The 24,633-nt window shown below is 59.2% G+C and carries 24 protein-coding genes and 2 pseudogenes; 16 read left to right on the top strand and 10 right to left on the bottom strand.

The window, feature by feature from the left end; translation table 11 throughout:
- Window positions 1–5: 5 nt before the first annotated feature.
- Together CE491_RS11530 and CE491_RS11535 are read right to left on the bottom strand one after the other, a co-directional pair.
- Window positions 6–539 carry a KdsC family phosphatase gene (locus tag CE491_RS11530; RefSeq protein WP_110948479.1) on the bottom strand — a complete coding sequence of 178 codons (534 nt, stop codon included), beginning with the start codon at window positions 537–539 and terminating at the stop codon, window positions 6–8.
- Window positions 540–1,514 carry a KpsF/GutQ family sugar-phosphate isomerase gene (locus CE491_RS11535; RefSeq protein ID WP_110948480.1) on the bottom strand — a complete coding sequence of 325 codons (975 nt, stop codon included), beginning with the start codon at window positions 1,512–1,514 and terminating at the stop codon, window positions 540–542. It lies immediately after the preceding gene.
- Window positions 1,515–1,827: 313 nt separating this feature from the next.
- Between CE491_RS11535 and CE491_RS11540 the strand changes: the two genes are divergently transcribed.
- The 10 genes from CE491_RS11540 (at window position 1,828) to hisC (ending at window position 9,828) form a co-directional block, all read left to right on the top strand.
- Window positions 1,828–2,637, top strand: a complete 810-nt coding sequence (locus CE491_RS11540) for an ATP-binding cassette domain-containing protein (RefSeq protein WP_110948481.1) — start codon at window positions 1,828–1,830, stop codon at window positions 2,635–2,637.
- Window positions 2,637–3,434 (top strand): lipid asymmetry maintenance ABC transporter permease subunit MlaE, encoded by a 798-nt coding sequence (gene mlaE, locus CE491_RS11545; RefSeq protein ID WP_110948482.1) that lies wholly within the window; start codon window positions 2,637–2,639, stop codon window positions 3,432–3,434. The genes CE491_RS11540 and mlaE overlap by 1 nt, the downstream gene beginning before the upstream one ends.
- Window positions 3,434–3,901, top strand: a complete 468-nt coding sequence (gene mlaD, locus CE491_RS11550) for an outer membrane lipid asymmetry maintenance protein MlaD (RefSeq protein ID WP_110948483.1) — start codon at window positions 3,434–3,436, stop codon at window positions 3,899–3,901. The genes mlaE and mlaD overlap by 1 nt, the downstream gene beginning before the upstream one ends.
- Window positions 3,902–3,912: 11 nt before the next feature.
- Window positions 3,913–4,554 carry an MlaC/ttg2D family ABC transporter substrate-binding protein gene (locus CE491_RS11555; protein WP_110948564.1) on the top strand — a complete coding sequence of 214 codons (642 nt, stop codon included), beginning with the start codon at window positions 3,913–3,915 and terminating at the stop codon, window positions 4,552–4,554.
- The gene (locus CE491_RS11560; protein ID WP_110948484.1) at window positions 4,551–4,856 is read left to right on the top strand and encodes an STAS domain-containing protein; all 306 of its coding nucleotides are present in this window, start codon (window positions 4,551–4,553) and stop codon (window positions 4,854–4,856) included. Before CE491_RS11555 ends, CE491_RS11560 begins: the two co-directional genes overlap by 4 nt.
- A gap of 114 nt (window positions 4,857–4,970) precedes the next feature.
- Complete coding sequence (locus CE491_RS11565) at window positions 4,971–5,210, top strand: BolA family protein (protein ID WP_062384295.1); 240 nt, start codon at window positions 4,971–4,973, stop codon at window positions 5,208–5,210.
- Window positions 5,211–5,233: 23 nt separating this feature from the next.
- Complete coding sequence (gene murA / locus CE491_RS11570) at window positions 5,234–6,499, top strand: UDP-N-acetylglucosamine 1-carboxyvinyltransferase (RefSeq protein WP_110948565.1); 1,266 nt, start codon at window positions 5,234–5,236, stop codon at window positions 6,497–6,499.
- A gap of 165 nt (window positions 6,500–6,664) precedes the next feature.
- Window positions 6,665–7,300 (top strand): ATP phosphoribosyltransferase, encoded by a 636-nt coding sequence (gene hisG / locus CE491_RS11575; RefSeq protein WP_110948485.1) that lies wholly within the window; start codon window positions 6,665–6,667, stop codon window positions 7,298–7,300.
- A 144-nt stretch (window positions 7,301–7,444) separates the two neighbouring features.
- Window positions 7,445–8,773 (top strand): histidinol dehydrogenase, encoded by a 1,329-nt coding sequence (gene hisD, locus CE491_RS11580; protein WP_110948486.1) that lies wholly within the window; start codon window positions 7,445–7,447, stop codon window positions 8,771–8,773.
- 2 nt (window positions 8,774–8,775) lie between these two features.
- Window positions 8,776–9,828, top strand: a complete 1,053-nt coding sequence (hisC, locus tag CE491_RS11585; RefSeq protein ID WP_110948487.1) for a histidinol-phosphate transaminase — start codon at window positions 8,776–8,778, stop codon at window positions 9,826–9,828.
- A gap of 116 nt (window positions 9,829–9,944) precedes the next feature.
- On the opposite strand, the gene algW is transcribed toward hisC, so the two are convergent.
- Entirely contained in the window at window positions 9,945–11,105 is a 1,161-nt protein-coding gene (gene algW, locus CE491_RS11590) for a Do family serine endopeptidase AlgW (protein ID WP_110948488.1), read from the bottom strand.
- Window positions 11,106–11,213: 108 nt separating this feature from the next.
- On the opposite strand from algW, the gene CE491_RS11595 reads away from it, so the two are divergent.
- The 3 genes from CE491_RS11595 to cysN all read left to right on the top strand — a co-directional run bounded on the left by CE491_RS11595 (window position 11,214) and on the right by cysN (window position 15,131).
- Window positions 11,214–11,972, top strand: a complete 759-nt coding sequence (locus CE491_RS11595; RefSeq protein ID WP_110948489.1) for a Nif3-like dinuclear metal center hexameric protein — start codon at window positions 11,214–11,216, stop codon at window positions 11,970–11,972.
- Between the two features lie 154 nt (window positions 11,973–12,126).
- A complete protein-coding gene (gene cysD, locus CE491_RS11600; RefSeq protein WP_110948490.1) occupies window positions 12,127–13,044 on the top strand; it encodes a sulfate adenylyltransferase subunit CysD in 918 nt (305 codons plus the stop codon).
- A 188-nt stretch (window positions 13,045–13,232) separates the two neighbouring features.
- Window positions 13,233–15,131 (top strand): sulfate adenylyltransferase subunit CysN, encoded by a 1,899-nt coding sequence (gene cysN / locus CE491_RS11605; RefSeq protein ID WP_110948491.1) that lies wholly within the window; start codon window positions 13,233–13,235, stop codon window positions 15,129–15,131.
- A gap of 216 nt (window positions 15,132–15,347) precedes the next feature.
- Here the strand turns inward: cysN and CE491_RS11610 are convergent, their stop codons facing one another.
- Together CE491_RS11610 and CE491_RS11615 are read right to left on the bottom strand one after the other, a co-directional pair.
- Entirely contained in the window at window positions 15,348–15,530 is a 183-nt protein-coding gene (locus CE491_RS11610; protein ID WP_110948492.1) for a hypothetical protein, read from the bottom strand.
- A gap of 151 nt (window positions 15,531–15,681) precedes the next feature.
- A complete protein-coding gene (locus CE491_RS11615; protein WP_110948493.1) occupies window positions 15,682–16,119 on the bottom strand; it encodes a YhcB family protein in 438 nt (145 codons plus the stop codon).
- A gap of 145 nt (window positions 16,120–16,264) precedes the next feature.
- Here CE491_RS11615 and CE491_RS11620 point away from each other — a divergent pair, with 145 nt between their 5' ends.
- From CE491_RS11620 to zapE, 3 genes are all read left to right on the top strand, one after another.
- Window positions 16,265–16,894, top strand: a complete 630-nt coding sequence (locus CE491_RS11620; protein ID WP_110948494.1) for an alpha/beta hydrolase — start codon at window positions 16,265–16,267, stop codon at window positions 16,892–16,894.
- Between the two features lie 28 nt (window positions 16,895–16,922).
- The gene (locus tag CE491_RS11625) at window positions 16,923–18,272 is read left to right on the top strand and encodes a tryptophan--tRNA ligase (RefSeq protein ID WP_110948495.1); all 1,350 of its coding nucleotides are present in this window, start codon (window positions 16,923–16,925) and stop codon (window positions 18,270–18,272) included.
- A 61-nt stretch (window positions 18,273–18,333) separates the two neighbouring features.
- On the top strand, window positions 18,334–19,428 hold the full coding sequence (gene zapE, locus CE491_RS11630) for a cell division protein ZapE (protein ID WP_110948496.1): 1,095 nt from the start codon (window positions 18,334–18,336) through the stop codon (window positions 19,426–19,428).
- 94 nt (window positions 19,429–19,522) lie between these two features.
- Here the strand turns inward: zapE and CE491_RS11635 are convergent, their stop codons facing one another.
- The 5 genes and pseudogenes from CE491_RS11635 to CE491_RS11660 form a co-directional block, all read right to left on the bottom strand.
- On the bottom strand, window positions 19,523–20,503 hold the full coding sequence (locus CE491_RS11635; protein ID WP_110948497.1) for an asparaginase: 981 nt from the start codon (window positions 20,501–20,503) through the stop codon (window positions 19,523–19,525).
- A gap of 27 nt (window positions 20,504–20,530) precedes the next feature.
- Window positions 20,531–21,745 (bottom strand): hypothetical protein, encoded by a 1,215-nt coding sequence (locus CE491_RS11640; RefSeq protein ID WP_234407579.1) that lies wholly within the window; start codon window positions 21,743–21,745, stop codon window positions 20,531–20,533.
- Window positions 21,746–21,755: 10 nt separating this feature from the next.
- Window positions 21,756–22,650 (bottom strand): annotated as a pseudogene (locus CE491_RS11645) (nitrilase family protein).
- A gap of 181 nt (window positions 22,651–22,831) precedes the next feature.
- A pseudogene (locus CE491_RS11650) lies at window positions 22,832–23,356 on the bottom strand (FAD-dependent oxidoreductase); the annotation flags it as partial.
- 365 nt (window positions 23,357–23,721) lie between these two features.
- On the bottom strand, window positions 23,722–24,618 hold the full coding sequence (locus tag CE491_RS11660) for a GlxA family transcriptional regulator (protein WP_199885072.1): 897 nt from the start codon (window positions 24,616–24,618) through the stop codon (window positions 23,722–23,724).
- Between the last annotated feature and the right edge of the window lie 15 nt (window positions 24,619–24,633).

Consider the following 24,633-nt stretch of genomic DNA (forward strand, 5'->3'; position numbering starts at 1 on the left):
CACTTCTATAAGTAGGCGGCGTGGGCCGCTTCGAGATTGCCCTGAGCATTCAGGATCAACTCGCAGAATTCCCGGGCCGCGCCTTCGCCGCCCCGTGCCTGGGTGGTGCCATGGGCATGCTGGCGGACGAATCCGGCGGCATTGGCGACCGCCATGCCCAGGCCTACCCGGCGAATGACCGGCAGGTCCGGCAGGTCGTCACCTAGATAGGCCACTTGTTCGTAGCTTAGGTTCAGTTGCTGCAAAAGCTCGTCGAGCACCACCAGTTTGTCTTCGCGGCCTTGATAAAGGTGGGCGATGCCCAGGTTTTTCGCGCGACGCTCAACCACAGGCGTCTTGCGTCCACTGATGATGGCGGTGGCGACACCCGAGTTGATCAGCATCTTGATGCCTTGACCGTCCAGGGTGTTGAAAGTCTTGAACTCGCTGCCGTCTTCGAGGAAGTACAGGCGGCCGTCGGTCAGCACGCCGTCGACATCGAAAACCGCCAGTTTGATCTGTTTGCCGCGTTGCAGCAGTTCGTCGTTATTAGCGCTCATTTACATCACTCCCGCGCGCAGCAGATCACCAAGGTTGAACGCACCGACCGGATAGTCCTTCTCGTCGACCACGATCAGCGCGCCGATATTGTTGTCTTCCATGATTTTCAGGGCCTCGGCCGCCAGCATTTCACCGCGCACGGTTTTGCCGTGCACGGTCATGACATCGTCGATGGTCGCCTGGCGGATATCGATGTCGCGATCCAGGGTCCGGCGCAGGTCGCCGTCGGTGAAGATCCCGGCCAGACGGCCATCGGCGTCGACGATGGCGGTCATGCCCAGGCCCTTGCGGGTCATTTCCATCAGCGAGTCGCGCAGTGGCGTGCCACGAGCCACTTGGGGCAGTTCAGCGCCGGTATGCATCACGTGCTCGACCTTGAGCAGCAGACGACGCCCCAACGCGCCGCCAGGATGCGAGAACGCGAAGTCTTCGGCAGTGAAGCCGCGTGCATCCAGCAGGGCGACCGCCAGCGCGTCACCCATGACCAGTGCAGCGGTGGTCGATGAAGTTGGCGCCAGATTCAACGGGCAGGCTTCTTTTTCGACGCGTGCATTGAGATTGATGTCAGCCGCCTTCGCCAGTGTCGACTCGGCATTGCCGGTCAGGCTGATCAGCTTGATGCCCAGGCGTTTGATCAGGGGAAGAAGAGTGACGATCTCGGCGGTGCTGCCTGAATTCGACAGCGCCAGGATGATGTCGGCGCTGGTGATCATGCCCATGTCGCCATGGCTCGCTTCGGCCGGATGTACGAAAAAGGCCGGGGTGCCGGTGCTGGCCAGGGTGGCGGCAATTTTTTTTCCGATGTGCCCGGATTTGCCCATGCCGACCACGACCACGCGGCCCTGGCTTGCCAGAATCATCTCGCAAGCGCTTACGAAATCTGCATCGATGTGAGCAAGCACACCTTCCACGGCCTCAATTTCCAGGCGGATGGTGCGCTGTGCAGATTGGATCAGGTCGCGAGCGTTGGTCATATCAGGAAAGGGTCGGTCGGGGGAAAAGGCCGGGATTATAGCGACAATGTTCAAAAGCCTCACGCTTCATCGTCGCTCTTTGTTCATAGAATCTCTCGGTCCGTCAGTTCCTGTTCAGCAGATGGCCGCATTCCGTGCAGGAAATTTCCACTGGCGTCGAAATATTTCTCCCTGATTGCGACTTGCCGTGTTGGAGCTTTGGCGTCGTACGACAGCGGTGTTATAGTTCGCCGCTTGTTCGGCCCCTCCAGACAGTGTGTCGTTCGTCAAGGACGCGACATCTGAGAGACAGGCTGCATCGCAAGGAGTTTAGATGAGTGCCGATAACGCCTACGCGGTCGAATTGAAGGGTGTGTCCTTCAAACGCGGTACGCGCAGCATCTTCAATAATGTGGACATCCACATCCCCCGGGGCAAAGTCACCGGCATCATGGGGCCGTCGGGCAGTGGTAAAACCACGCTGCTGCGGCTGATGGGAGCACAACTGCGTCCGAGCAGCGGCGAGGTTTGGGTCAATGGCCAGAACCTGCCGAAGCTATCGCGCAGCGATCTTTTCGACGCTCGCAAGCAGATGGGAGTCCTGTTCCAGAGCGGTGCGCTGTTCACCGATCTGGACGTATTCGAAAACGTGGCCTTCCCGCTACGGGTTCACACCAAGCTGCCAGAGGACATGATTCGCGACATCGTGCTGCTGAAGTTGCAGGCGGTAGGTCTGCGCGGCGCGGTCGAATTGATGCCCGATGAGCTGTCCGGCGGTATGAAACGACGCGTTGCGCTGGCGCGGGCGATTGCGCTGGACCCGCAGATTCTCATGTACGACGAGCCATTCGTGGGGCAGGACCCGATCGCCATGGGGGTGTTGGTGCGCCTGATCCGGCTGCTCAACGATGCGCTGGGCATCACCAGTGTCGTGGTGTCTCACGATCTGGCCGAGACGGCGAGCATTGCTGACTATCTATATGTGGTCGGTGACGGTCAGGTTCTGGGGCAGGGTACGCCGCAGGAACTGATGCAGTCGGATAACCCGCGCATCCGTCAGTTCATGACAGGGGATCCAGACGGCCCCGTGCCTTTTCACTATCCGGCACCGGATTATCGCGAAGATCTTTTGGGGAAGCGCTGATGCGCAGAAAGTCATTGATGGATCGTGTTCGCCTGATGGGGCGCTCCGCGATCGATATTGTTGCAGTGCTGGGGCGTTCGGGGATTTTTCTGGTTCATGCCTTGCTCGGGCGAGGCGGAATCGGCGGCGGTTTCCAACTGTTGGTTCGCCAGCTTTACTCGGTTGGCGTGATGTCGCTGGCGATCATCGTCGTGTCCGGTGTGTTCATCGGCATGGTGTTGGCGCTGCAGGGCTTCAGTATTCTCGCCCAGTACGGTTCCGAGCAGGCGGTCGGCCAGATGGTTGCTCTGACCCTGCTGCGCGAGCTCGGCCCGGTGGTGACGGCTTTGCTGTTCGCCGGTCGTGCGGGTTCGGCGCTGACGGCCGAGATCGGCAACATGAAGTCCACCGAGCAGTTGTCCAGCCTGGAAATGATCGGCGTCGACCCATTGAAGTACATTGCCGCGCCGCGTCTATGGGCCGGTTTCATCTCATTGCCGGTGCTGGCCCTCATTTTCAGTGTTGTCGGCATCTGGGGCGGCTCGTGGGTCGCGGTCGATTGGCTGGGCGTCTACGAGGGTTCCTTCTGGGCGAACATGCAGAACAGCGTCTCGTTCCCTAACGACGTGATCAACGGTGTCATCAAAAGCGTCGTCTTCGCCTTTGTGGTCACTTGGATTGCCGTGTTCCAAGGCTATGACTGCGAGCCCACTTCAGAGGGGATCAGTCGCGCCACGACCAAGACCGTGGTTTACGCCTCATTGGCCGTACTGGGCCTGGACTTTATTATGACCGCCTTGATGTTTGGAGACTTCTGATGCAAAACCGCACCCTCGAAACCGGTGTCGGCCTATTCCTGCTGGCCGGGATCCTGGCTTTGCTGTTGCTCGCCCTGCGCGTCAGCGGTCTGAGCGCCAGCACGACCAACGACAGTTATAAACTTTATGCAAATTTTGACAATATCGCCGGTTTGACTGTCAGAGCGAAGGTGACCATGGCCGGTGTGACCATCGGCAAGGTCACAGCAATCGATCTGGACCACGATACCTTCACCGGCCGCGTAACCATGGAAGTCAACAAGAAGGTCAATAACCTGCCTTCGGACTCCACCGCCTCCATTCTCACCGCAGGCTTGCTGGGCGAGAAATATGTTGGCATCAGCGTGGGTGGCGACGAGCAGTTGTTGAAGGACGGCGGCACGATTCATGACACCCAGTCGTCGCTGGTACTCGAGGACCTGATCGGTAAATTCCTGCTTAATACGGTCAATAAAGACGCCAAATGAGGAAGCTGTTCATGATCTCTACCTTGCGACGTGGCCTGCTGGTACTGCTTGCAGCGCTGCCCTTGATGGCCAACGCGGCGGGCTCTGCGCACGATCTGGTGCAAGAAACGACCAACAAGATGCTGGCGGACCTGAGCGCTAATAAAGAAAAGTACAAGCAAGACCCCAGCGCGTTTTACAGCGCGCTGAACACCATTGTAGGGCCAGTGGTTGATGCCGAAGGTATTTCCAGAAGCATCATGACGGTCAAGTATTCGCGCAACGCAACGCCCGCGCAAATGCAGACCTTCGCGGAGAACTTCAAAAGAGGGCTGTTCCAGTTCTACGGCAACGCCTTGCTGGAATACAACAACCAGGGCATCTCGGTTGATCCGCCGAAAGATGAGTCGGGCGATCGCACCAGTGTCGGCATGACCGTCAAAGGTAGCAATGGCGCTGTTTACCCTGTGCAGTACACGCTGGAGAAGGTCAACGGCGAATGGAAGTTGCGCAACGTGATCATTAACGGCATCAACATCGGCAAGCTGTTCCGTGATCAGTTCGCCGACGCCATGCAGCGTAATGGCAACAATCTGGACAAGACCATCAATGGCTGGGCTGGCGAAGTCGCCAAGGCCAAGGAAAAAACCGATGATGGCAAGGCTGCTCAATGACTGATGCATGCATCACTGCGATGGGCGGCGGCGAACTGAAACTGTTCGGCGTACTGGATTACCGCACCGGTCCGGCCCTGCGCGAGCAAGGGGCCGAGCTGATCAAGACCAGTGACGCGCCAGCGATCGTGCTGGACTGCTCGGAGGTCGAGAAGTCCAGCAGCGTGGGTCTCGCCCTGCTGCTAGGCTTCATGCGCGATGCCAAGGCCGCTGGCAAGTCAGTGACCGTTCGTGCGTTGCCTGAAGACATGCGCGAAATCGCCCAGGTGTCAGAGCTCACTGAGCTATTCGAACAACATTGATTGCTCTCATCGATCAAGCCCCTCGTCCGGCTCCTATAAAGTAGGGTTCGCAACGAGAGGGCTTTTTTGTATGATGGCCGACCCGCGCGCGTAGGGCGCCGATTGAGGTTAAGCATGCAGGCCGTAGAAGTTAAAAGCTTCCTGGAAGGTAAACTGCCAGAAATCCAGGTCGAAGTTGAAGGCGAAGGCTGCAACTTCCAGCTGAACGTGATCAGCGACGAACTGGCTACACTGAGTCCAGTCAAGCGCCAGCAGCAGATCTACACGCATTTGAACCCTTGGATCGCCGATGGCAGCATCCATGCGGTCACCATGAAATTTTTCAGCCGCGCTGCATGGGCCGAGCGCACCTGAGCCAAATTGGCGTCGAGATTCTAATGGACAAACTGATTATTACTGGCGGCATTCGTCTTGATGGCGAAATCCGCATTTCCGGGGCGAAGAACTCTGCCCTGCCGATTCTCGCAGCCACGTTGCTGGCTGATGGTCCTGTGACCGTTGCCAACCTGCCGCACCTGCATGACATCACCACGATGATCGAGCTGTTTGGCCGTATGGGCATCGAGCCCATCATCGACGAAAAGCTCAGCGTCGAAATCGATCCTCGCACCATCAAGACCCTGGTCGCGCCGTACGAGCTGGTGAAAACCATGCGTGCCTCGATTCTGGTTCTCGGCCCGATGGTTGCGCGCTTCGGCGAAGCGGAAGTCGCGCTGCCTGGCGGTTGCGCCATCGGTTCGCGTCCGGTCGACCTGCACATCCGTGGCCTGGAAGCCATGGGCGCGATCATCGATGTCGAAGGCGGGTACATCAAGGCCAGGGCGCCAGAGGGTGGCCTGCATGGTGCACATTTCTTCTTCGATACCGTCAGCGTGACCGGCACCGAGAACATCATGATGGCTGCCGCGCTGGCCAACGGTCGCAGCGTGCTGCAGAACGCCGCCCGCGAACCGGAAGTCGTCGATCTTGCGAACTTCCTGAACGCCATGGGTGCGAAAGTCTCCGGGGCAGGCACCGACACCATCACCATCGATGGCGTCAAGCGGTTGGGTTCGGCGACCTATCGCGTCATGCCTGACCGCATCGAGACCGGTACCTACCTGGTTGCCGCCGCTGCCACTGGCGGTCGCGTCAAGGTCAAGGACACCGATCCAACGATTCTGGAAGCCGTTCTCGAGAAGCTGCGCGAAGCCGGCGCCGAGATCACCACTGGTACCGACTGGATCGAACTGAACATGCACGGCAAGCGTCCGAAAGCCGTCAACGTGCGCACCGCGCCGTACCCGGCTTTCCCGACCGACATGCAGGCGCAGTTCATTTCGCTGAACGCCATTGCCGAAGGCACCGGTGCAGTGATCGAAACCATTTTCGAAAACCGCTTCATGCATGTGTATGAAATGCACCGCATGGGCGCGCAGATCCAGGTCGAAGGCAACACTGCCATCGTTACCGGTTGTGCCAAGCTCAAGGGCGCGCCAGTGATGGCGACCGACCTGCGTGCTTCAGCCAGTCTGGTGATTTCGGCGCTGATCGCCGAAGGCGATACGCTGATCGACCGCATCTACCACATCGACCGTGGTTACGAGTGCATCGAAGAGAAGCTGCAGATGCTGGGTGCGAAGATCCGCCGCGTTCCGGGCTAGCAGTGATCAGCGCCCCGTTGCCTGTATTACCTGCAGGCAGCGGGCCGCCGAGTAAAGGTTTTACCTTTTGAATCGTTTCACTTCGAGTCTTTGCCATCGACTCGAAGGTGGCCGGGCGCCGATTGCGACCCGACACGCGCTTGCTGATAAGGACTGACGTTTCCCATGTTGACCATCGCACTGTCCAAGGGCCGAATTCTTGACGACACTCTGCCGCTCCTCGCTGCCGCGGGCATCGTGCCGACCGAGAATCCCGACAAGAGCCGCAAGTTGATCATTCCTACGACTCAGGACGACGTCCGTCTGCTCATCGTACGTGCGACCGATGTGCCGACTTATGTAGAACATGGCGCGGCCGATCTTGGCGTGGCGGGCAAAGACGTCTTGATGGAATACGGCGGCCAGGGCCTTTACGAGCCACTGGATCTGCAGATCGCCAAGTGCAAGCTGATGACCGCGGGCGCTGTCGGTGCTGCCGAGCCCAAAGGCCGTCTGCGCGTCGCTACCAAATTCGTCAATGTCGCCAAGCGTTACTACGCCGAGCAGGGCCGTCAGGTCGACATCATCAAGCTGTACGGCTCCATGGAGCTGGCCCCGCTGGTGGGTCTGGCAGACAAGATCATAGATGTCGTCGATACCGGCAATACGCTGCGTGCTAACGGTCTTGAACCTCAGGACCTGATCGCGCACATCAGTTCGCGTCTCGTAGTCAACAAAGCTTCGATGAAAATGCAGCACGCCCGCATCCAGTCGTTGATCGATACCCTGCGCACTGCTGTGGAGTCGCGACACCGCGGTTGACTGTTTCGCGCGACCTTGAACAAGGTTGCGCCCAGCTATCCGTGTCATAGCCAAATTTCTCAGGTGCCTGCGCGGATGGCTTGGTAGCTTAGGCTGCCGCTGTTCAAGGCATATGAGAAAACGCCAATCAATGAGGCTCACGCTATGACCACTTCCAACGCCATTCGCCGACTCAACGCTGCTGACCCGGATTTCACTCGACATCTGGCTCATCTGCTGAGCTGGGAAAGTGTGTCTGACGACTCGGTCAATCAGCGTGTGCTGGACATCATCAAGAACGTGCGTGAGCGCGGTGATGCCGCCCTTGTGGAGTACACCCAACGTTTCGACGGCTTGAACGTCGCCTCGATGGCCGACCTGATCCTGCCGCGCGAGCGCCTGGAACTGGCATTGACCCGCATCACCCCGGCTCAGCGTCAGGCGCTGGAAAAGGCCGCCGACCGCGTGCGCAATTATCACGAGCGGCAGAAGCAGGACTCCTGGAGCTACACCGAAGCCGACGGCACGGTGTTGGGGCAGAAGGTCACGCCTCTGGATCGCGCGGGCCTGTACGTGCCAGGAGGCAAGGCTTCATATCCATCGTCGGTATTGATGAATGCGATTCCGGCCAAGGTTGCCGGCGTGGGCGAAGTGGTCATGGTGGTGCCGACCCCGCGAGGCGAAATCAACGAACTCGTGCTGGCCGCTGCATGCATCGCCGGTGTCGACCGCGTATTCACCGTCGGCGGCGCACAGGCGGTTGCAGCGCTGGCCTACGGTACTGAAAGCGTGCCGCAAGTCGACAAGGTCGTAGGCCCGGGCAACATTTATGTCGCCACGGCCAAGCGCCACGTATTCGGTCAGGTAGGCATCGACATGATCGCGGGTCCCTCGGAAATTCTCGTGGTGTGCGACGGCCAGACCGATCCCGACTGGATCGCGATGGACCTGTTCTCCCAGGCCGAGCACGATGAAGACGCCCAGGCGATTCTGGTCAGCCCGGATGCCGAGTTCCTCGACAGGGTCGCCGCCAGTATCGCCCGGCTGATGCCGACTATGGAGCGTGCCGAAATCATCAACACCTCAATCAACGGCCGCGGCGCGCTGATCAAGGTGGCCGACATGAACCAGGCCATCGAAGTTGCCAACCGCATCGCGCCGGAGCATCTGGAGCTTTCCGTGGCGGATCCAGAAGCCTGGTTGCCACAGATTCGTCACGCGGGTGCCATCTTTATGGGGCGGCACACCTGCGAAGCGTTGGGCGACTACTGCGCCGGCCCGAACCACGTGCTGCCGACTTCTGGCACCGCGCGTTTCTCCTCGCCCCTGGGTGTGTACGACTTCCAGAAACGCTCCTCGATCATCTTCTGTTCAGAGCAGGGCGCATCGGAGCTGGGCAAGACCGCTTCAGTGCTGGCCCGTGGCGAGTCACTGACCGCCCACGCGCGCAGTGCCGAATACCGGATCGTCGACAACCAACAAGAAGGCAAGTGAGCATGAGCAAATTCTGGAGTCCTTTTGTCCGTGACCTCGTGCCTTACGTGCCGGGCGAACAACCCAAGCTGAGCAAGCTGGTCAAGCTGAATACGAACGAAAACCCCTACGGCCCGTCACCGAAGGCCATTGAAGCGATGCGCGCTGCAGTCAACGACGATCTGCGCCTGTACCCCGATCCGAACAGCGACCTGCTCAAGCAGTCCGTGGCTCGCTATTACGGCGTGGAAGCCAACCGCGTGTTCCTCGGCAACGGTTCCGATGAGGTGCTGGCCCATGCGTACCACGCGTTTTTCCTGCAGGAAAAGCCGTTGTTGTTCCCGGACATCAGTTACAGCTTCTACCCGGTTTACTGCGGTCTGTACGGCGTTGAGTACGAAGCCGTGCCGCTTGACGAGCAGTTCCGGATTCGCGTCGAAGATTACGCGCGTCCGAACGGCGGCATTATCTTCCCGAACCCCAACGCCCCGACCGGTTGCCTGATGGCGCTGGATGCGGTCGAACAGATCCTCAAGGCGAATCCGGATTCGGTGGTGATCGTCGACGAGGCCTATGTCGATTTCGGTGGGCAGACGGCGATCGGCCTGGTGGATCGATACCCAAACCTGCTGGTGACGCAAACCCTGTCCAAGTCTCGTTCGCTGGCCGGTCTGCGCGTGGGGCTGGCGGTGGGGCACCCCGATCTGATCGAGGCCCTTGAGCGCGTGAAGAACAGCTTCAACTCGTACCCGCTGGATCGCATGGCCATCGTCGGCGCGGCCGCTGCATTCGATGATCGCGAGTATTTCGAGAAGACCTGCAACCTGGTCATTGCCAGCCGTGAAAAACTGGTTGAGCAACTGCAGGGCAAGGGCTTTGAGGTGTTGCCGTCGGCGGCGAACTTCATCTTCGCCCGCCACCCCAAACATGACGCTGCTGGTCTTGCGGCCAAAGTGCGTGAGCAGGGGGTGATCGTGCGTCACTTCAAGCAGGACCGCATCGCGCAATTCCTGCGCATCACCGTCGGCACGCCTGAGCAGAATCAGGCGCTGATTGAGGCGTTGGGAGAGCTTTAAGTTGCCCGACGTGGAAGGGCAGTTGTAGGGGCGCGCTTGCCCGCGATTGTGTTGCGTCCCTCGCATCAATCATGGTTGACACGCCGCAATCGCGGGCAAGAGCGCTCCTACAGGGCTCAGTCCTCGGCAGCAGGCGCCGGAGTCTGCGGCGGACGCAAACCAACCTCCGCCGTCAGTTTCAATTCCTTGCCATTGCGCATGACCTGAATCGCGATTTTTTCCGAAGGCTTGGTGCGTGCGACCTGGTTCATCGACTTGCGCCCGTCGCCGGCAGGTTCGCCGTTGATGCTCAAAATCACGTCACCCAACTGCAAACCGGCTTTTTGCGCGGGACCGTCACGGAAGATCCCGGCGACAACGATGCCGGGGCGATCCTTCAAGCCAAAGGATTCAGCCAGTTCCTGGGTCAACGGCTGTACCTCGATGCCCAGCCAGCCACGAATCACCTGGCCGTGTTCGATGATTGACTTCATCACTTCAAGTGCCAGCTTGGTCGGAATCGCGAAGCCGATACCTTGAGAGCCGCCAGACTTGGAGAAAATCGCGGTGTTGATCCCAGTCAGGTTGCCATTGGCATCTACCAGCGCACCACCTGAGTTACCGGGGTTGATCGCCGCATCGGTCTGAATGAAGTCTTCGTAAGTGTTGAGACCCAGCTGGTTCCGGCCCGTGGCACTGATGATGCCCATGGTGACGGTCTGGCCGACGCCGAACGGGTTACCGATGGCCAGCGCGACGTCGCCGATACGAATACTGTCAGAGCTGCCGAGGGTAATGGAGGGCAGGTTCTTCAGATCGATTTTCAGCACGGCAAGGTCGGTTTCCGGATCGCTGCCGATGACACGGGCAACGGTTTCACGCCCGTCCTTCAACGCCACGACAATCTGGTCAGCGCCGGAGGTCACGTGGTTATTGGTCAGCAAATAGCCTTCCGGGCTCATGATCACCGCCGAACCCAGGCTCGACTCCATACGGCGCTGCTTGGGCAGGTTGTCACCGAAGAAACGACGAAACTGCGGGTCTTCGAATAGCGGGTGGTTTGGCTTGTTGTTGACCATCTTGGTCGTGTACAGGTTGGCCACCGCTGGCGCCGCGCTGCCGACCGCGTCGGCATAGGACACCGGTCCCTGTTGGATAAGGGCTGTCTGGGGTGCCTGTTGCAGATTGACGTCCTGGCTTGGCAGGCCGACCCACTGCGGGTAGCGCTGGATAATCAATAACGCAATAAGCACGCCGGCCAGCAAGGGCCAGCCGAGAAAACGCAGCGCTTTGAACATTTAAAGAGTCCTGAAGTGAACGCGCAGGGTTTGAGGCTTGTCTGCGCCATAATGGCGGGCATTATACGAGGACCGGCACGGTCTGAAATGCCTATTTAGGAGACTTTTATGGCTGTTTCGCTGAGCACTCTGGTCGAGGAAGCCGATCGCTATCTGGGCAGTGCCCGGGTTCAGGATTATTGCCCCAATGGCCTGCAGGTCGAGGGACGTCCGCAGGTCACCCGTATCGTTTCTGGGGTGACGGCCAGTCAGGCCTTGCTGGACGCTGCGGTCGAAGCCAATGCCGACCTGATTCTGGTGCACCACGGCTATTTCTGGAAAGGCGAAAATCCTTGCATCACCGGCATGAAGCAGCGTCGCCTGAAGACCTTGCTCAAGCACGACATCAGTCTGCTGGCGTACCACTTGCCTCTGGATCTTCATCCCGAGGTAGGCAATAACGTGCAACTGGCACGGCAGCTGGACATCACCGTCGAAGGGCCGATTGATCCGGAAAATGCGCGCATCGTGGGATTGGTCGGGTCGCTGTCCGAGCCGGTGACCCCGCGTGATTTCGCCCACCGTGTGCAGAGCTCGCTCGGCCGTGAACCGCTCCTTATAGAAGGTAGCGAAATGATCCGCCGCGTCGGCTGGTGCACTGGAGGCGGGCAGGGGTATATCGACCAGGCCGTTGTAGCGGGCGTCGATTTGTACCTCAGTGGCGAGGCGTCCGAGCAGACGTTCCACAGCGCTCGGGAAAATGACATCAGCTTCATCGCAGCGGGGCATCACGCAACCGAGCGATATGGCGTGCAGGCGCTGGGCGACTATCTAGCGCGACGTTTCGCGCTCGAGCATCTGTTCATCGATTGTCCAAATCCCATTTGACGTCCCGCGACGGCGTGCAACCAAATTATGGGCTATAAACTTAGATCGTTTAGATCTATATGGGTCGCTGAATAGAATCGGGCCTCATGATAAAGTGCCCCGCTCGACGAAGCCCGCAGGCTTTCCATAAAAGTACGTTATCCCGTGAGTAACCATGGTCGACAAACTGACGCATCTGAAACAGCTGGAGGCGGAAAGCATCCACATCATCCGCGAGGTCGCCGCCGAGTTCGATAACCCGGTGATGCTGTACTCGATCGGCAAGGATTCCGCCGTGATGCTGCACCTGGCGCGCAAGGCGTTCTTCCCGGGCAAGCTGCCGTTCCCGGTGATGCACGTCGACACCCAGTGGAAGTTTCAGGAGATGTACCGTTTCCGCGACAAGATGGTCGAGGAAATGGGGCTTGATCTGATCACCCACGTCAATCCGGAAGGTGTGGCGCAGGGCATCAACCCGTTCACCCATGGCAGCTCCAAGCACACCGACATCATGAAAACCCAGGGCCTGAAGCAGGCGCTGGACAAGCACGGCTTCGATGCCGCCTTCGGTGGCGCCCGTCGCGACGAAGAGAAATCCCGCGCCAAGGAGCGCGTGTACTCCTTCCGCGACAGCAAACACCGCTGGGATCCGAAGAACCAGCGACCCGAGCTGTGGAACGTTTACAACGGCAACGTCAACAAAGGCGAGTCGATCCGCGTGTTCCCGCTCTCCAACTGGACCGAGCTGGATATCTGGCAGTACATCTACCTTGAAGGCATCCCGATCGTCCCGCTGTACTTCGCCGCCGAGCGTGAAGTCATCGAGAAGAACGGCACCTTGATCATGATCGACGACGATCGGATCCTCGAGCACCTTACCGATGAGGAAAAGGCTCGTATCGTCAAGAAGAAGGTGCGTTTCCGTACCCTCGGCTGCTACCCGTTGACGGGCGCTGTCGAGTCTGAGGCCGAGACCCTGACGGACATCATTCAGGAAATGCTCCTGACCCGCACGTCCGAACGCCAGGGCCGCGTCATCGACCACGATGGTGCGGGCTCCATGGAAGACAAGAAACGCCAGGGCTACTTCTAAGCTTCAAGTTACGAGCGGCACGTGGCAAGACAGAAGCGCGTAGCTCCAAGGTGTAGCGAGCTACCGCCTGCTCTGCGAGCAAATCTGGAGATCTTCAAGATGCTCGGCGGGCTGATCAACAAAATTTCTAACTAGCTGTACGCCGACAAGCTTGCCGCTTGAAGCTTACAGCTTGGAGCTTGAATGCAATGAGTCACCAATCTGATTTGATCAGCGAGGACATCCTCGCCTACCTGGGCCAGCACGAACGCAAGGAAATGCTGCGTTTCCTGACTTGTGGCAACGTCGATGACGGCAAGAGCACGCTGATCGGCCGTCTGCTTCACGACTCCAAGATGATCTACGAAGATCATCTTGAAGCCATTACCCGTGACTCCAAGAAGTCCGGCACCACCGGCGATGACGTCGATCTGGCGCTGCTGGTGGACGGTCTGCAAGCCGAGCGCGAGCAGGGCATCACCATCGATGTTGCGTACCGTTACTTCTCGACGGCCAAGCGCAAATTCATCATTGCCGACACCCCCGGCCATGAGCAGTACACCCGCAACATGGCCACCGGTGCTTCCACCTGTGACCTGGCGATCATTCTGGTCGATGCCCGTTACGGCGTGCAGACCCAGACCCGTCGCCACAGCTATATCGCCTCGTTGCTGGGCATCAAGCACATCGTGGTCGCCATCAACAAGATGGACCTCAATGGCTTCGACGAGAAGATTTTCGAGCAGATCAAGGCCGACTACCTGAAATTCGCCGATCGTATATCCCTGAAGCCGAGCACCATGGAATTCGTTCCGATGTCGGCGCTCAAGGGCGACAACGTGGTGAACAAGAGCGAGCGTTCGCCCTGGTACACCGGCAAGTCGCTGATGGAAATCCTCGAAACCGTCGAGATCGCCAACGACCGCAACCTCGATGATCTGCGCTTCCCGGTGCAATACGTCAACCGTCCGAACCTGAACTTCCGCGGCTTCGCCGGTACGCTGGCCAGCGGCATCGTGCGCAAGGGCGATGACATCGTCGTTCTACCTTCGGGCAAGACCAGCCGCGTGAAATCCATCGTCACGTTCGAGGGCGAGCTGGAACACGCAGGCCCGGGTCAGGCCGTAACCCTGACCATGGAAGACGAAATCGATATCTCCCGTGGCGACCTGCTGGTGCATGCAGACAACGTCCCGCAGGTGACCGATGCCTTCGACGCCATGCTGGTGTGGATGGCCGAAGAGCCGATGCTGCCGGGCAAGAAATACGACATCAAGCGCGCTACCTCTTATGTGCCGGGTTCGATTGTCAGCATCACCCATCGGGTCGATGTGAATACGCTGGAAGAAGGACCTGCCAGTGCGTTGCAGTTGAACGAAATCGGCCGCGTGAAGATCAGCCTCGATGCGCCAATCGCACTTGACGGTTACGACAGCAACCGCACCACCGGCGCGTTCATCGTCATCGACCGCTTGACCAACGGCACCGTTGCCGCGGGCATGATCATCGCCAAGCCGGTCGCTACCGGCGCAGGCAATCACCACGGCGCACTGGCGCACGTTTCGGTCGAAGAGCGCGCTCAGCGTTTCGGTCAGAAGCCCGCCACGGTTCTGTTCAGCGGTCTGTCCGGCGCGGGCAAGAGCACTCTGGCCTATGCCGTTGAGCGCAAGCTGTTCGACATGGGCCGCGCGGTGTACGTCCTGGACGGCCAGAACCTGCGTCACGACCTGAACAAAGGCTTGCCGCAGGATCGCGCCGGACGCACCGAGAACTGGAGTCGAGCCGCCCATGTGGCGCGTCAGTTCAACGAAGCGGGCCTGCTGACCCTCGCAGCGTTCGTCGCGCCGGATGCAGTGGGCCGTTCGAACGCCAAGGCGCTGATCGGCGATGATCGTCTGATTACCGTCTACGTCCAGGCTTCGCCTCAGGCATGCCGTGAACGCGATCCACAGGGCCTGTACGCTGCGGGCAAGGACAACATCCCGGGTGAGTCCTTCCCGTACGACGTTCCGCTGGATGCCGATCTGGTGATCGACACCCAGACCCTGAGTGTCGAAGACAGCGTCAAGCACGTGCTGGATCTGCTGCGGGTTCGCGGCGCGATCTAAGCCTCGTTCGTCGTACAGAAAACCCGCCAGTGATGGCGGGTTTTTGGTTTGTGCGGTTGTCTCGCGATGCGATCGCCCTGTGGGAGTGAGCTTGCTCACGAAGGCTGACATCCAGACCCTATATCTGATTTGAATGTACTGGCTCTTTCGTGAGCAAGCTCACTCCCACTGGCCCAGTGCAGGCTCCGCGGCCGAATCAAAGGCAGGTGTTCATGTTCACAATGCAAGCCGCGACGACGATCGCCCCTCACAGCGCCTGTCGAACGTATGCTTGTCGCATAACGCGTCCAGCCGGGACTCATACTCCTTCTGCTCAGTGATGTAGCAATCCTCGGTGCAGCCGGGCGAAACGCAACCCGTCAGCACAACGCAGGCTGCAAGTGTCTTGATGATGTGCATGGCGACTCCAGAAATTTCGGGGCAGAGCATAGGACGCGCCTAACGAAGGTGTAACCGGCCACTTCTGGAAATCGCGTAAGGCTTTTCCGAGCGTCCACAAAAAAGCCCGCCCCTGATCACCTCAGGGGCGGGCTTTTCGATAGGTTTCTGTTTACCTCTTCAAACCGTACTGCTCATCCAGCATGCCTGGCGAGTCAGGCGCTTTCGGGGCGTAGTCCCGTGGCGGTTCAGCGACCGTACGCGGCGGAGTCAGACGATCGCGAGGCGCTTGCAGTGCGTCTGGGTGCAACGCGGCGAGCAGGCGTTGGCGGGTGATGTCGTCGGTGGCCAGACGATTCGCGCCATCGGCAAGGTGTTCCTGTACGTCCTGATAGCTCTGGGACAGCTTCTGCACCAGGTTAGCCGTGCTATTGAAGTGAGTAACCACTTCGTTCTGATACGTGTCGAAACGCTCCTGAACGTCATCCAGCTGGCGCTGAGTGCTGTTAGGCGCGGCGTGGGGCAGCGCACGCGCCACGAAGAAACCGATGGCTACACCAACGATCAGGGCAATAGTCGGCAGCAACCAAACTAAGAGCGAGTAATCCACGAGTCCTTCCTCTATAAACGGCTTTGCTTTACGTTAACGGCTCGAACCTGCGCTGTATAGCGGCGACACGTCGTCGATATGCCAGCCACAGACAATCAGCTAGACGAGTCGACCCAATTGAAGGTCACGGAGTTCATTCTTGCTCATGCGTGAAACCCCAGTATTCATTGACGGCCCCGTGGGCCAACTCGAAGCCCTGTACCTTGACCTGGAAGGGGCAAAAGGCGTGGCGCTGATCTGCCATCCTAACCCGGTTCAGGGCGGCACGATGCTCAATAAAGTCATCTCGACCCTGCAACGCACGGCCCGCGATGCCGGCTACATCACTCTGCGTTTCAATTACCGTGGCGTCGGTGCCAGTGCCGGCAGGTCGGACATGGGCCAGGGCGAAGTCGACGATGCCGAAGCCGCGGTGGCCTGGCTGCGCGAAAGACACCCCGACTTGCCGATGACGCTGTTCGGTTTTTCCTTCGGTGGTTTCGTGGCCGCAACCCTCGGTGGTCGCCTTGAAGCTCGCGGCGAAACGCTCAATCATCTGTTCATGGTCGCGCCCGCGGTCATGCGTATTGCCGACCCCAGCGCGCTGCCGCAAAAAGGCCTGGTAACTCTGATCCAGCCGGAAACCGACGAAGTCGTCGACCCACAACTCGTATATGCCTGGTCTGACGCACTCTCTCGCCCCCATGAGCTGCTGAAAGTGGCAGAATGCGGACACTTTTTCCATGGCAAGCTGACCGACCTCAAGGATCTGGTCCTGCCGCGCCTTTCGAACTGATTGCTGCACCCAGAATAAGCGACCCGACATGACCACTCGTATCCTGACCGGTATCACTACCACCGGTACGCCCCATCTGGGCAATTACGCCGGTGCCATTCGCCCGGCTATCGTCGCCAGCCGCCAGAGTGACGCCGATTCGTTCTACTTCCTGGCCGATTACCATGCGTTGATCAAGTGCGATGACCCGCTGCGCATTCAGCGCTCGCGCTTGGAAATCGCCGCGACCTGGCTGGCTGCCGGTCTGGACGTCGACCGCGTGACCTTCTACCGCCAGTCCGATATCCCGGAAATCCCCGAGCTGACCTGGCTGCTGACTTGCGTCGCCGCCAAGGGCCTGCTCAACCGCGCCCACGCTTACAAGGCGTCGGTGGACAAAAACGTCGAAGCGGGTGAAGACCCGGACGCTGGCGTCACCATGGGGCTGTTCAGCTATCCGGTGCTGATGGCCGCTGACATCCTGATGTTCAACGCCCATCAGGTCCCGGTAGGGCGCGATCAGATTCAGCACGTCGAAATGGCGCGCGACATCGGCCAGCGTTTCAACCATCTGTTCGGCAATGGCAAGGAGTTCTTCGTCATGCCCGAAGCGTTGATCGAGGAGAGCGTCGCGACCTTGCCGGGCCTGGACGGTCGCAAGATGTCGAAAAGCTACGACAACACCATTCCACTGTTCAGCAGCGCCAGGGAAATGAAGGATGCGATCTCGCGCATCGTGACCGACTCGCGTCTGCCGGGCGAGGCGAAGGACCCGGACAATTCGCACCTGTTCACGCTGTATCAGGCATTCGCCAGCAAGTCGCAGAGCGACGAGTTCCGCGCCGATCTGCTACAGGGCCTGGGGTGGGGCGACGCCAAGCAGCGTCTGTTCCAGCTGCTCGATGGCGAGTTGGGCGAAGCCCGCGAAAACTACCATCGTCTGATTGAACGCCCGGCCGATCTGGAAGACATTCTGCAAACCGGTGCGCAGAAAGCCCGGCGCATCGCTACACCGTTCCTCGGTGAACTGCGTGAAGCGGTTGGCCTGCGATCTTTCCGCGCAAGCACTCAAACCGTTGCCACGGCCAAGAAAAAAGCCAGCAAAGGCGCGCGCTTCGTCAGCTTCCGTGAAGACGATGGCAGCTTCCGTTTTCGTCTGTTGGCCGCCGATGGCGAGCAACTGCTGTTGTCGCGCAATTTCGCCGACGGCAAGGCTGCTGGCGCCGTGACCAAACAGCTGCAGCAAGGTGGCGAGCTGGACATTCGGACAGAAGGCGAGGCCTTTACCGTATGGCTGGAAGGCACGTGCGTCGCGGATAGCCCCGCGTTCGCCGATGCTGCTGCCCGTGATGCTGCGGTCGAGAGCCTGAAACTGGCCCTGGCGCCACAACAGGATTAATTGCCATTCCAACGGGCCATCGCTACAGTGGCGGCCCGTTTTTGCTCCTTAGCCAGCGAATATGACGCCCTTAGAAAGTTATCAGAACGACCTGAAAAAACCCGAATTCTTCCATGATGCCGCCCAGGAAAACGCGGTGCGTCATCTACAGCGTCTGTACGACGATCTGGTCGCAGCCCATGAGAACAAGCCGGGCCTGTTCGGCAAGCTGTTTGGCAAGAAAAACGTCACGGTGATCAAGGGCCTGTATTTCTGGGGCGGCGTAGGGCGTGGCAAAACCTATCTGGTCGATACTTTCTTCGAAGCGTTGCCGTTCGAAGACAAGATGCGTACGCACTTCCACCGCTTCATGAAGCGCGTGCACGAAGAAATGAAGAAGCTCAAGGGCGAGAAAAACCCGCTGACGCTGATTGCCAAGCAATTCGCCGGTGAAGCCCGGGTGATCTGCTTCGACGAATTCTTCGTGTCCGACATCACCGATGCCATGATTCTCGGCACGCTGATGGAAGAGCTGTTCAAGAACGGCGTGACTTTGGTGGCCACGTCGAACATCGTGCCGGACGGTCTGTATAAGGACGGCCTGCAACGTGCGCGTTTCCTGCCAGCCATTGCGCTGATCAAGCAGAACACAGACATCGTCAACGTCGACAGCGGAGTGGATTATCGTCTGCGTCACCTGGAGCAGGCTGAACTGTTCCATTTCCCGCTCAACGAGGCCGCGCAAGAGAGCATGCGCAAAAGCTTCCGTGCGCTGACCCCCGAATGCACCAAGGCCGTCGAAAACGATGTGCTGATCATCGAGAACCGCCAGATCAAGGCTTTGCGTACCTGCGACGACGTGGCCTGGTTCGATTTCCGCGAATTGTGCGACGGACCGCGCAGCCAGAACGACTACATCGAACTCGGCAAGATCTTCCATGCCGTGCTGCTCAGTGGTGTTGAACAGATGAGCGTCACCACCGACGACATCGCCCGCCGCTTCATCAACATGGTCGACGAATTCTACGATCGTAACGTCAAGCTGATCATCTCGGCGGAGGTTGAATTGAAGGATTTGTACACCGGCGGTCGCTTGAACTTCGAGTTCCAGCGCACGTTGAGTCGTCTGCTGGAAATGCAATCCCACGAGTTCCTCGCGCGCGCCCACAAGCCTTGATGCCGCTGCAGGAGAGCGCTAGCCCGCGATTGCGAATGATCTGTGCGTGTCTGACGCACTGTCATCGCGGGCTAGCGCACTCCTATAGAATGCGCTAAATCATCGCCAGCCAATGCTCAAGCTCGTCCTCACGCCCGGAACCCATCAGCAGCCACAGCAGAATCCTCGCTTTCCTCGCCGAGAGCAGGCCCGACATTCGCGCCCCTTTCGCGATCAAATCCAGTTCGCCGCCTTCGAATCCATAGGTTTCACGCGCTGTAGAGCCTGAGCCAGTTCGCGTGCCTACGATCACCGGGAGAGTACCTGTCAGCCTTCCGATCACCTGTGCCCACTCCCGGGAAACATGCCCGGCGCCAAAGCCCGCAATCACCACGCCGCTGTAACCCAAATCAACGATCCGCTCCAGTATCAGCGGCGCATCGCCCAACGTGGCTTCGAGCAGGGCGATTTGATGGCTCCGAAGGACCGGAGCGGGCAGGGTCAGCCGGGCGTGGGGCGCTTTCAGATAAACCGCTCGCCCTTCGATGATCAGCCCCTGTGGACCGAACAGCGGCGACGCAAACGCGTGGACCGCCAGCGAGTCGCACTTGCTGACGTAGCGGGCGCTATGGATCTGATCGTTCATGACGACCTGCACGCCGCGCCCACGACTGCCTTCGTCCAGCGCCACCCGGGTAGCTGCCAGCAGATTGGCCGGTCCATCGGCGCCTGGCTGGGTGGCGGCACGCATGGCGCCGGTGATGACGACAGGCACGTTCTTTTCCCACAGCAGATCCAGAAAGAACGCCGTTTCGTCCATGCTGTCGGTGCCTTGGGTCACAACGACGCCTTGAGCCCCGGCATCGACCTGTCTGTTCGCCCATTCGAGCAGGTGCAGCAAGTCGTCGAAATCCAGCGATGCGCTGGGGTGCAGGCAAAGGGTTTCGGCACGGACATCTGCCAGCGCCGAAAGGCCGGGTACCGCTGCCAGCAGGGCTTCCCCTGTCAGGCTGGGCATGACGCCTTTTTGGCCCGCCTGGGCTTGCATGCTGACCGTGCCACCCAATGCGGCGATCGCGAGTACAGGTTTGGTCATTGTGATTCTCTTGAGTGAATTGAAGGCTCAAACCAGTGGTTGCAGCGCGCCCGTCAGCGGCACGATCAGCAGGGTACTGATGGCCATCGACAAGACGTTGGCGATGTAAGGATGCATGTATTTTGGCAAACGAGCAGCCATTGCGGTGGCAAATGGCGGTGCGATTACAGCCCCAAGAAGCGCACTCGGCAGGATCACCGACATGCTCGCACCCAAGGTCAGGATAGCGGCGGGCACCACGGACACCAGTGGGATGTAGGTTGGATACCAACCGAGTCGGATCCATTGCTTGCGCCAGAGCAACACGCCGATGGCTGCGCTGAGCAGTTGCCCACCCATCAACGCGGGTAGCAGACCCGAGCCGTAGGCAGGGCTGTGCGGATTGATCAGAAATGCCAGCGCCACTCCTGCGAGCAATCCCAGGCTTGCCAGCTCGTTGCCGAAGAACGGTGCTTCGGAAAAGTCCGCCAGTATGCGGCGCAACACCCAAGCCGCGCCGTAGCTGGGAGCAGGAGCGGGTGTGGCAGGCTTGGCTTGTTGGCTCTGGACTTCACGGCCGCGGACCAGCGTGGGAAACCAGCGGCATAACTGAAACGCCAGCAGGCTGGCAAAGGCCATGCCCAGTACACTGCCGACCACCGCTGGCAGATCCAGTGGATTGCACACATGGTTGACGATCAGCAACGCCGTTGGTGTGACCAGCGTCGCCCCCAGCAGCGCGCCGCTGACCGCCACCCGCCAGCCTCGGCCGAACAGCAGCACCATGGCCGCAGGCAGTGAGACGAAGGCGACGAAGGTGGGTTGCCAGGCTTGCGCCGACAGCATCCAGCCCCAGAGCAGGTTGCTCAGCAGCAGGCCGAGCAGCGAGCTGATGATCAGCCAGGGCCACAATCCGGTGCCGTAGCAGATGGGAAATCCCGCCCAGGCCTTGCCATTGCGGCTGCCGAAGTAGGCCAGCGCTGCCCCAGCCAGAAGGCCAATGGACGCGAACTCATGTTTGTAGAAGGCGAACTCGCTGATGTCACCGACCACCCAGCGCCACCAGGAGGCGGGCAAGTGCAGGTTTTGCGCAATGTCGTCGTAGCTGGGCCACGCAGTCTGAAGCTCAAGCTCACGGACCAGCCACAGGCCACTGATGACCGAAAGCGTGACTGCGACGAGCAAGCCGCTGAGGGACAGCAGCGAGCCAACGATCTGCCGTTGAACGTGCCGGTTGTATTCACGTCGAAAGGTGTTGTTCATGACCGGGTCCTCAGCGTGGCAGTTGTGGATGGCCGGTGTAGCCCAGCATGGCGTCGTACAGATCTGTACGACGGTCCCGGTGCAGGTCGTTGAGGTCGTTCCAGATGGGCGCACTTCGGGTGCTGCTCAAGTCGATGTCGGCGTAGAGGATGGTTTCCTGCTCGGCATCCGCGACCGGCCCCAGAGGCCAGCCATTGGTGCCGGCAATCAGTGAACAGCCGAGAAAGCGTTCGCCGCGATCGGTTCCAATGCGGTTGGCTGCAGCGATGAAAACGTTGTTGACGTGTGCCGCCGTCATCGTCAGGTAGGTCGCCATGCACCGCCCGGCGTTGTCGAACAGCGGAGGGGGCGTCCAGACCCAGTTGTTCAGGCTGCAGATGATGTCCGCACCTTGCTGGCTCAGTATTCGCGGCACTTCCGGGAACCAGATGTCCCAGCAGATCAGCAGGCCAATGCGACCGATCTTCGTTTCGAAGACCGGGAATCCCAGGTCGCCCGGCGAAAACCAGAGCTTTTCCTGATTCCACAGATGCGCTTTGCGGTACACCCCGATGAAGCCCTCGGGTCCCACCAGTACGGCTGAGTCAAAGAGTTTCATGCCGGCCTGCTCGACCAGACCGGCCGCGAGATAGACAGTGTGAGCGCGGGCAAAATCGATCCATTGTTGCACGCTCGGCCCTTCAGGAATCGCTTCTGCGTGGAGAAATGCCTGTTCGCGCGTCTCAAAGGTGTAGCCGGTGCTGGACAACTCGGGGAGAACGATCAGATTGGCACCGCGTTCTACCGCTTGCTGCGCAAGACTCAGACATGAGTGCCATGTTGCGTTGACAATTTTCTGTTCCACATTGCGGGTCGCACTGGATAACGGCGACGCGGATGGGGCTGGCAGCTTTCTTTGTATGCATGAGTCGGCCTGTTTGTTATTCGTATGAATGGCTTTTTTATAAGATGGCATTCATTTGAATTGGACAAGTCGGCCGTTTCTGAGAGTGGTATAGGAAAGTTCTTGTTGGGAGTTAGTTGCGCGTGTGGATCGACTTCTTGATTAAAAGCCAATCCAGAGTTAATTGGCTTAATGCGTTTACGTCAAACTCGATAACGCGGATAGTCGCGCATGGAAAAACCACCATTGAACCGTGCGCCGGTTTTATCGCAGATATGAATGACCGCATCGACGGCGCCACGCAGACATGGCTCTGTCCAGCCCGCATCGACCGAAAAGGATTCGCCCGAAAGATAGAGGCCCGACTGCGCTGCATATTCGCGGTTGTAGCTCATCAGGCTCACGGCGTCTTGATATGCCCCCGGTCGATAGAGTTTCGCGCAACCCAGTGCATCGCGATCCGTGACCCAACGTTGAACGACAGCCTTCTCGGAATCGATGTAAGGCGACAGCCGCTGTTGGACATTGCTGCAGTTCATCAGGATGCGATCGAGTTCATCCATACACTTCTGAACCAGCTCCTGATCCGGGAATGACGCGAGTTTGGTGGCGTCATCCTCCCAGGTGTAACTCAATAAAATGCAGTCGTCTTCATAGTGGTCGTTGTAGCGATACATGTAGACGTCATGTACGAAAGTGTCTGTCACCCGTATCTGGGGAATCTTTGTGTCACTCGAAACGAAGGTCTGCGCAGCGAAGCAATTCTCGGGCGGCCACAAGTCCGGTGACGCCAGCACCGATGATGCAAATCTTGTGGGACGTGCTGCTGGCGCTGGCTATGCCGTCAGGCTGTTCAAGCAACTTTCGATAGTCGAAACACAGATCTGGCGGGTTGGGAAAGCGCGCTGCCCAATCCGAATGCGGTTGGGCGGCGAGGTGCCTGGCTATTTTTGCGGGGTAAGCGTAGCTCGATCCAATGGTCATCCTGACCGGTCCTCTTCAGTGTGGCGTGATGGGTCAGGCTACTGAAGAGGACTGGCAGCAAGGTCTTAGCTATGTAGCGCACAACTTGTCTGAGAATTGCGTAGGCGGTTCAGGCCGCTTGCTGGAATTGCTGGCGATACTGATTGGGCGAGAGTTCGGTGTGTTGCCTGAACAGTCGTGCGAAGAAGCTGGCGTCGTCGTAGCCCACCTCATAGCTGATGGTCTTGATGCTTTTACGCGAGCCCGACAGCAGGCCTTTGGCGGTTTCGATGCGCAGGCGTTGCAGGTAGTGCAGCGGTTTGTCGCCGGTTGCGGTCTGGAAGCGGCGCATGAAATTGCGAATGCTCATGCCGTGCTCCCGCGCGACGTCTTCGAAGCGGAATTTGTCGGCGAAATGCTCTTCGAGCCAGTGCTGGATCTGCAGAATGATTACGTCCTGATGCAGCTTCTGCCCGCCAAATCCCATGCGGCCCGGCGCATAGCTGCGCTGCACCTCATACAGAATGTCCCGGGCGACGGTTTGCGCGACGTTGGCCCCGCAGAAGCGTTCGATCAGATAGATATACAGATCGCACGCCGAAATGCTGCCGGCTGCGCAATACAGGTTATCGGCATCGGTCAGGTGCTTATCCTGATTGAGCAACACATTGGGGAAACGCTCGGCGAACTCGTTGAAGAAGCGCCAATAGGTGGTCGCCTCCTTACCGTCGAGCAGACCGGCTTCGGCCAGCCAGAAAACGCCACTGGCTTCGCCGCACAGCACCGCGCCACGGGCATGTTGCTCGCGCAGCCATGGCAGGATCTGTGGATAGCGCTCGCGCAGGGTGTCGAAGTTGTCGACAAAGGCGGGCAGGATGATGATGTCGGCGTTTTCCAATACGCCATCGACCGGCAGCACCACTTCGCTGAAGCTGCGTACCTGTTTGCCATCCGGACTGATCAGGCGGGTTTCGAAAGCGGCTTTTAGGCCTTGGCCCAACTGTTTGCCGTAGCGCAGGCTGGCCACATGGAAGAAGTCCTT

The organism is Pseudomonas bohemica (assembly GCF_002934685.1).
Taxonomy (GTDB): domain Bacteria; phylum Pseudomonadota; class Gammaproteobacteria; order Pseudomonadales; family Pseudomonadaceae; genus Aquipseudomonas; species Aquipseudomonas bohemica.

Bases quoted from the DNA above. Each gene is read 5' to 3' on its own strand.
- mlaE (WP_110948482.1), top strand. From the start codon at position 2,637: ATGCGCAGAAAGTCATTGATGGATCGTGTTCGCCTGATGGGGCGCTCC.
- CE491_RS11540 (WP_110948481.1), top strand. From the start codon at position 1,828: ATGAGTGCCGATAACGCCTACGCGGTCGAATTGAAGGGTGTGTCCTTC.
- CE491_RS11625 (WP_110948495.1), top strand. From the start codon at position 16,923: ATGACCACTCGTATCCTGACCGGTATCACTACCACCGGTACGCCCCAT.
- CE491_RS11635 (WP_110948497.1), bottom strand. From the start codon at position 20,503: ATGACCAAACCTGTACTCGCGATCGCCGCATTGGGTGGCACGGTCAGC.
- cysD (WP_110948490.1), top strand. From the start codon at position 12,127: ATGGTCGACAAACTGACGCATCTGAAACAGCTGGAGGCGGAAAGCATC.
- CE491_RS11535 (WP_110948480.1), bottom strand. From the start codon at position 1,514: ATGACCAACGCTCGCGACCTGATCCAATCTGCACAGCGCACCATCCGC.
- CE491_RS11560 (WP_110948484.1), top strand. From the start codon at position 4,551: ATGACTGATGCATGCATCACTGCGATGGGCGGCGGCGAACTGAAACTG.
- cysN (WP_110948491.1), top strand. From the start codon at position 13,233: ATGAGTCACCAATCTGATTTGATCAGCGAGGACATCCTCGCCTACCTG.
- CE491_RS11530 (WP_110948479.1), bottom strand. From the start codon at position 539: ATGAGCGCTAATAACGACGAACTGCTGCAACGCGGCAAACAGATCAAA.
- mlaD (WP_110948483.1), top strand. From the start codon at position 3,434: ATGCAAAACCGCACCCTCGAAACCGGTGTCGGCCTATTCCTGCTGGCC.
- zapE (WP_110948496.1), top strand. From the start codon at position 18,334: ATGACGCCCTTAGAAAGTTATCAGAACGACCTGAAAAAACCCGAATTC.
- murA (WP_110948565.1), top strand. From the start codon at position 5,234: ATGGACAAACTGATTATTACTGGCGGCATTCGTCTTGATGGCGAAATC.
- hisC (WP_110948487.1), top strand. From the start codon at position 8,776: ATGAGCAAATTCTGGAGTCCTTTTGTCCGTGACCTCGTGCCTTACGTG.
- CE491_RS11565 (WP_062384295.1), top strand. From the start codon at position 4,971: ATGCAGGCCGTAGAAGTTAAAAGCTTCCTGGAAGGTAAACTGCCAGAA.
- CE491_RS11640 (WP_234407579.1), bottom strand. From the start codon at position 21,745: ATGAACAACACCTTTCGACGTGAATACAACCGGCACGTTCAACGGCAG.
- CE491_RS11620 (WP_110948494.1), top strand. From the start codon at position 16,265: ATGCGTGAAACCCCAGTATTCATTGACGGCCCCGTGGGCCAACTCGAA.
- CE491_RS11610 (WP_110948492.1), bottom strand. From the start codon at position 15,530: ATGCACATCATCAAGACACTTGCAGCCTGCGTTGTGCTGACGGGTTGC.
- hisD (WP_110948486.1), top strand. From the start codon at position 7,445: ATGACCACTTCCAACGCCATTCGCCGACTCAACGCTGCTGACCCGGAT.
- algW (WP_110948488.1), bottom strand. From the start codon at position 11,105: ATGTTCAAAGCGCTGCGTTTTCTCGGCTGGCCCTTGCTGGCCGGCGTG.
- CE491_RS11595 (WP_110948489.1), top strand. From the start codon at position 11,214: ATGGCTGTTTCGCTGAGCACTCTGGTCGAGGAAGCCGATCGCTATCTG.
- hisG (WP_110948485.1), top strand. From the start codon at position 6,665: ATGTTGACCATCGCACTGTCCAAGGGCCGAATTCTTGACGACACTCTG.
- CE491_RS11555 (WP_110948564.1), top strand. From the start codon at position 3,913: ATGATCTCTACCTTGCGACGTGGCCTGCTGGTACTGCTTGCAGCGCTG.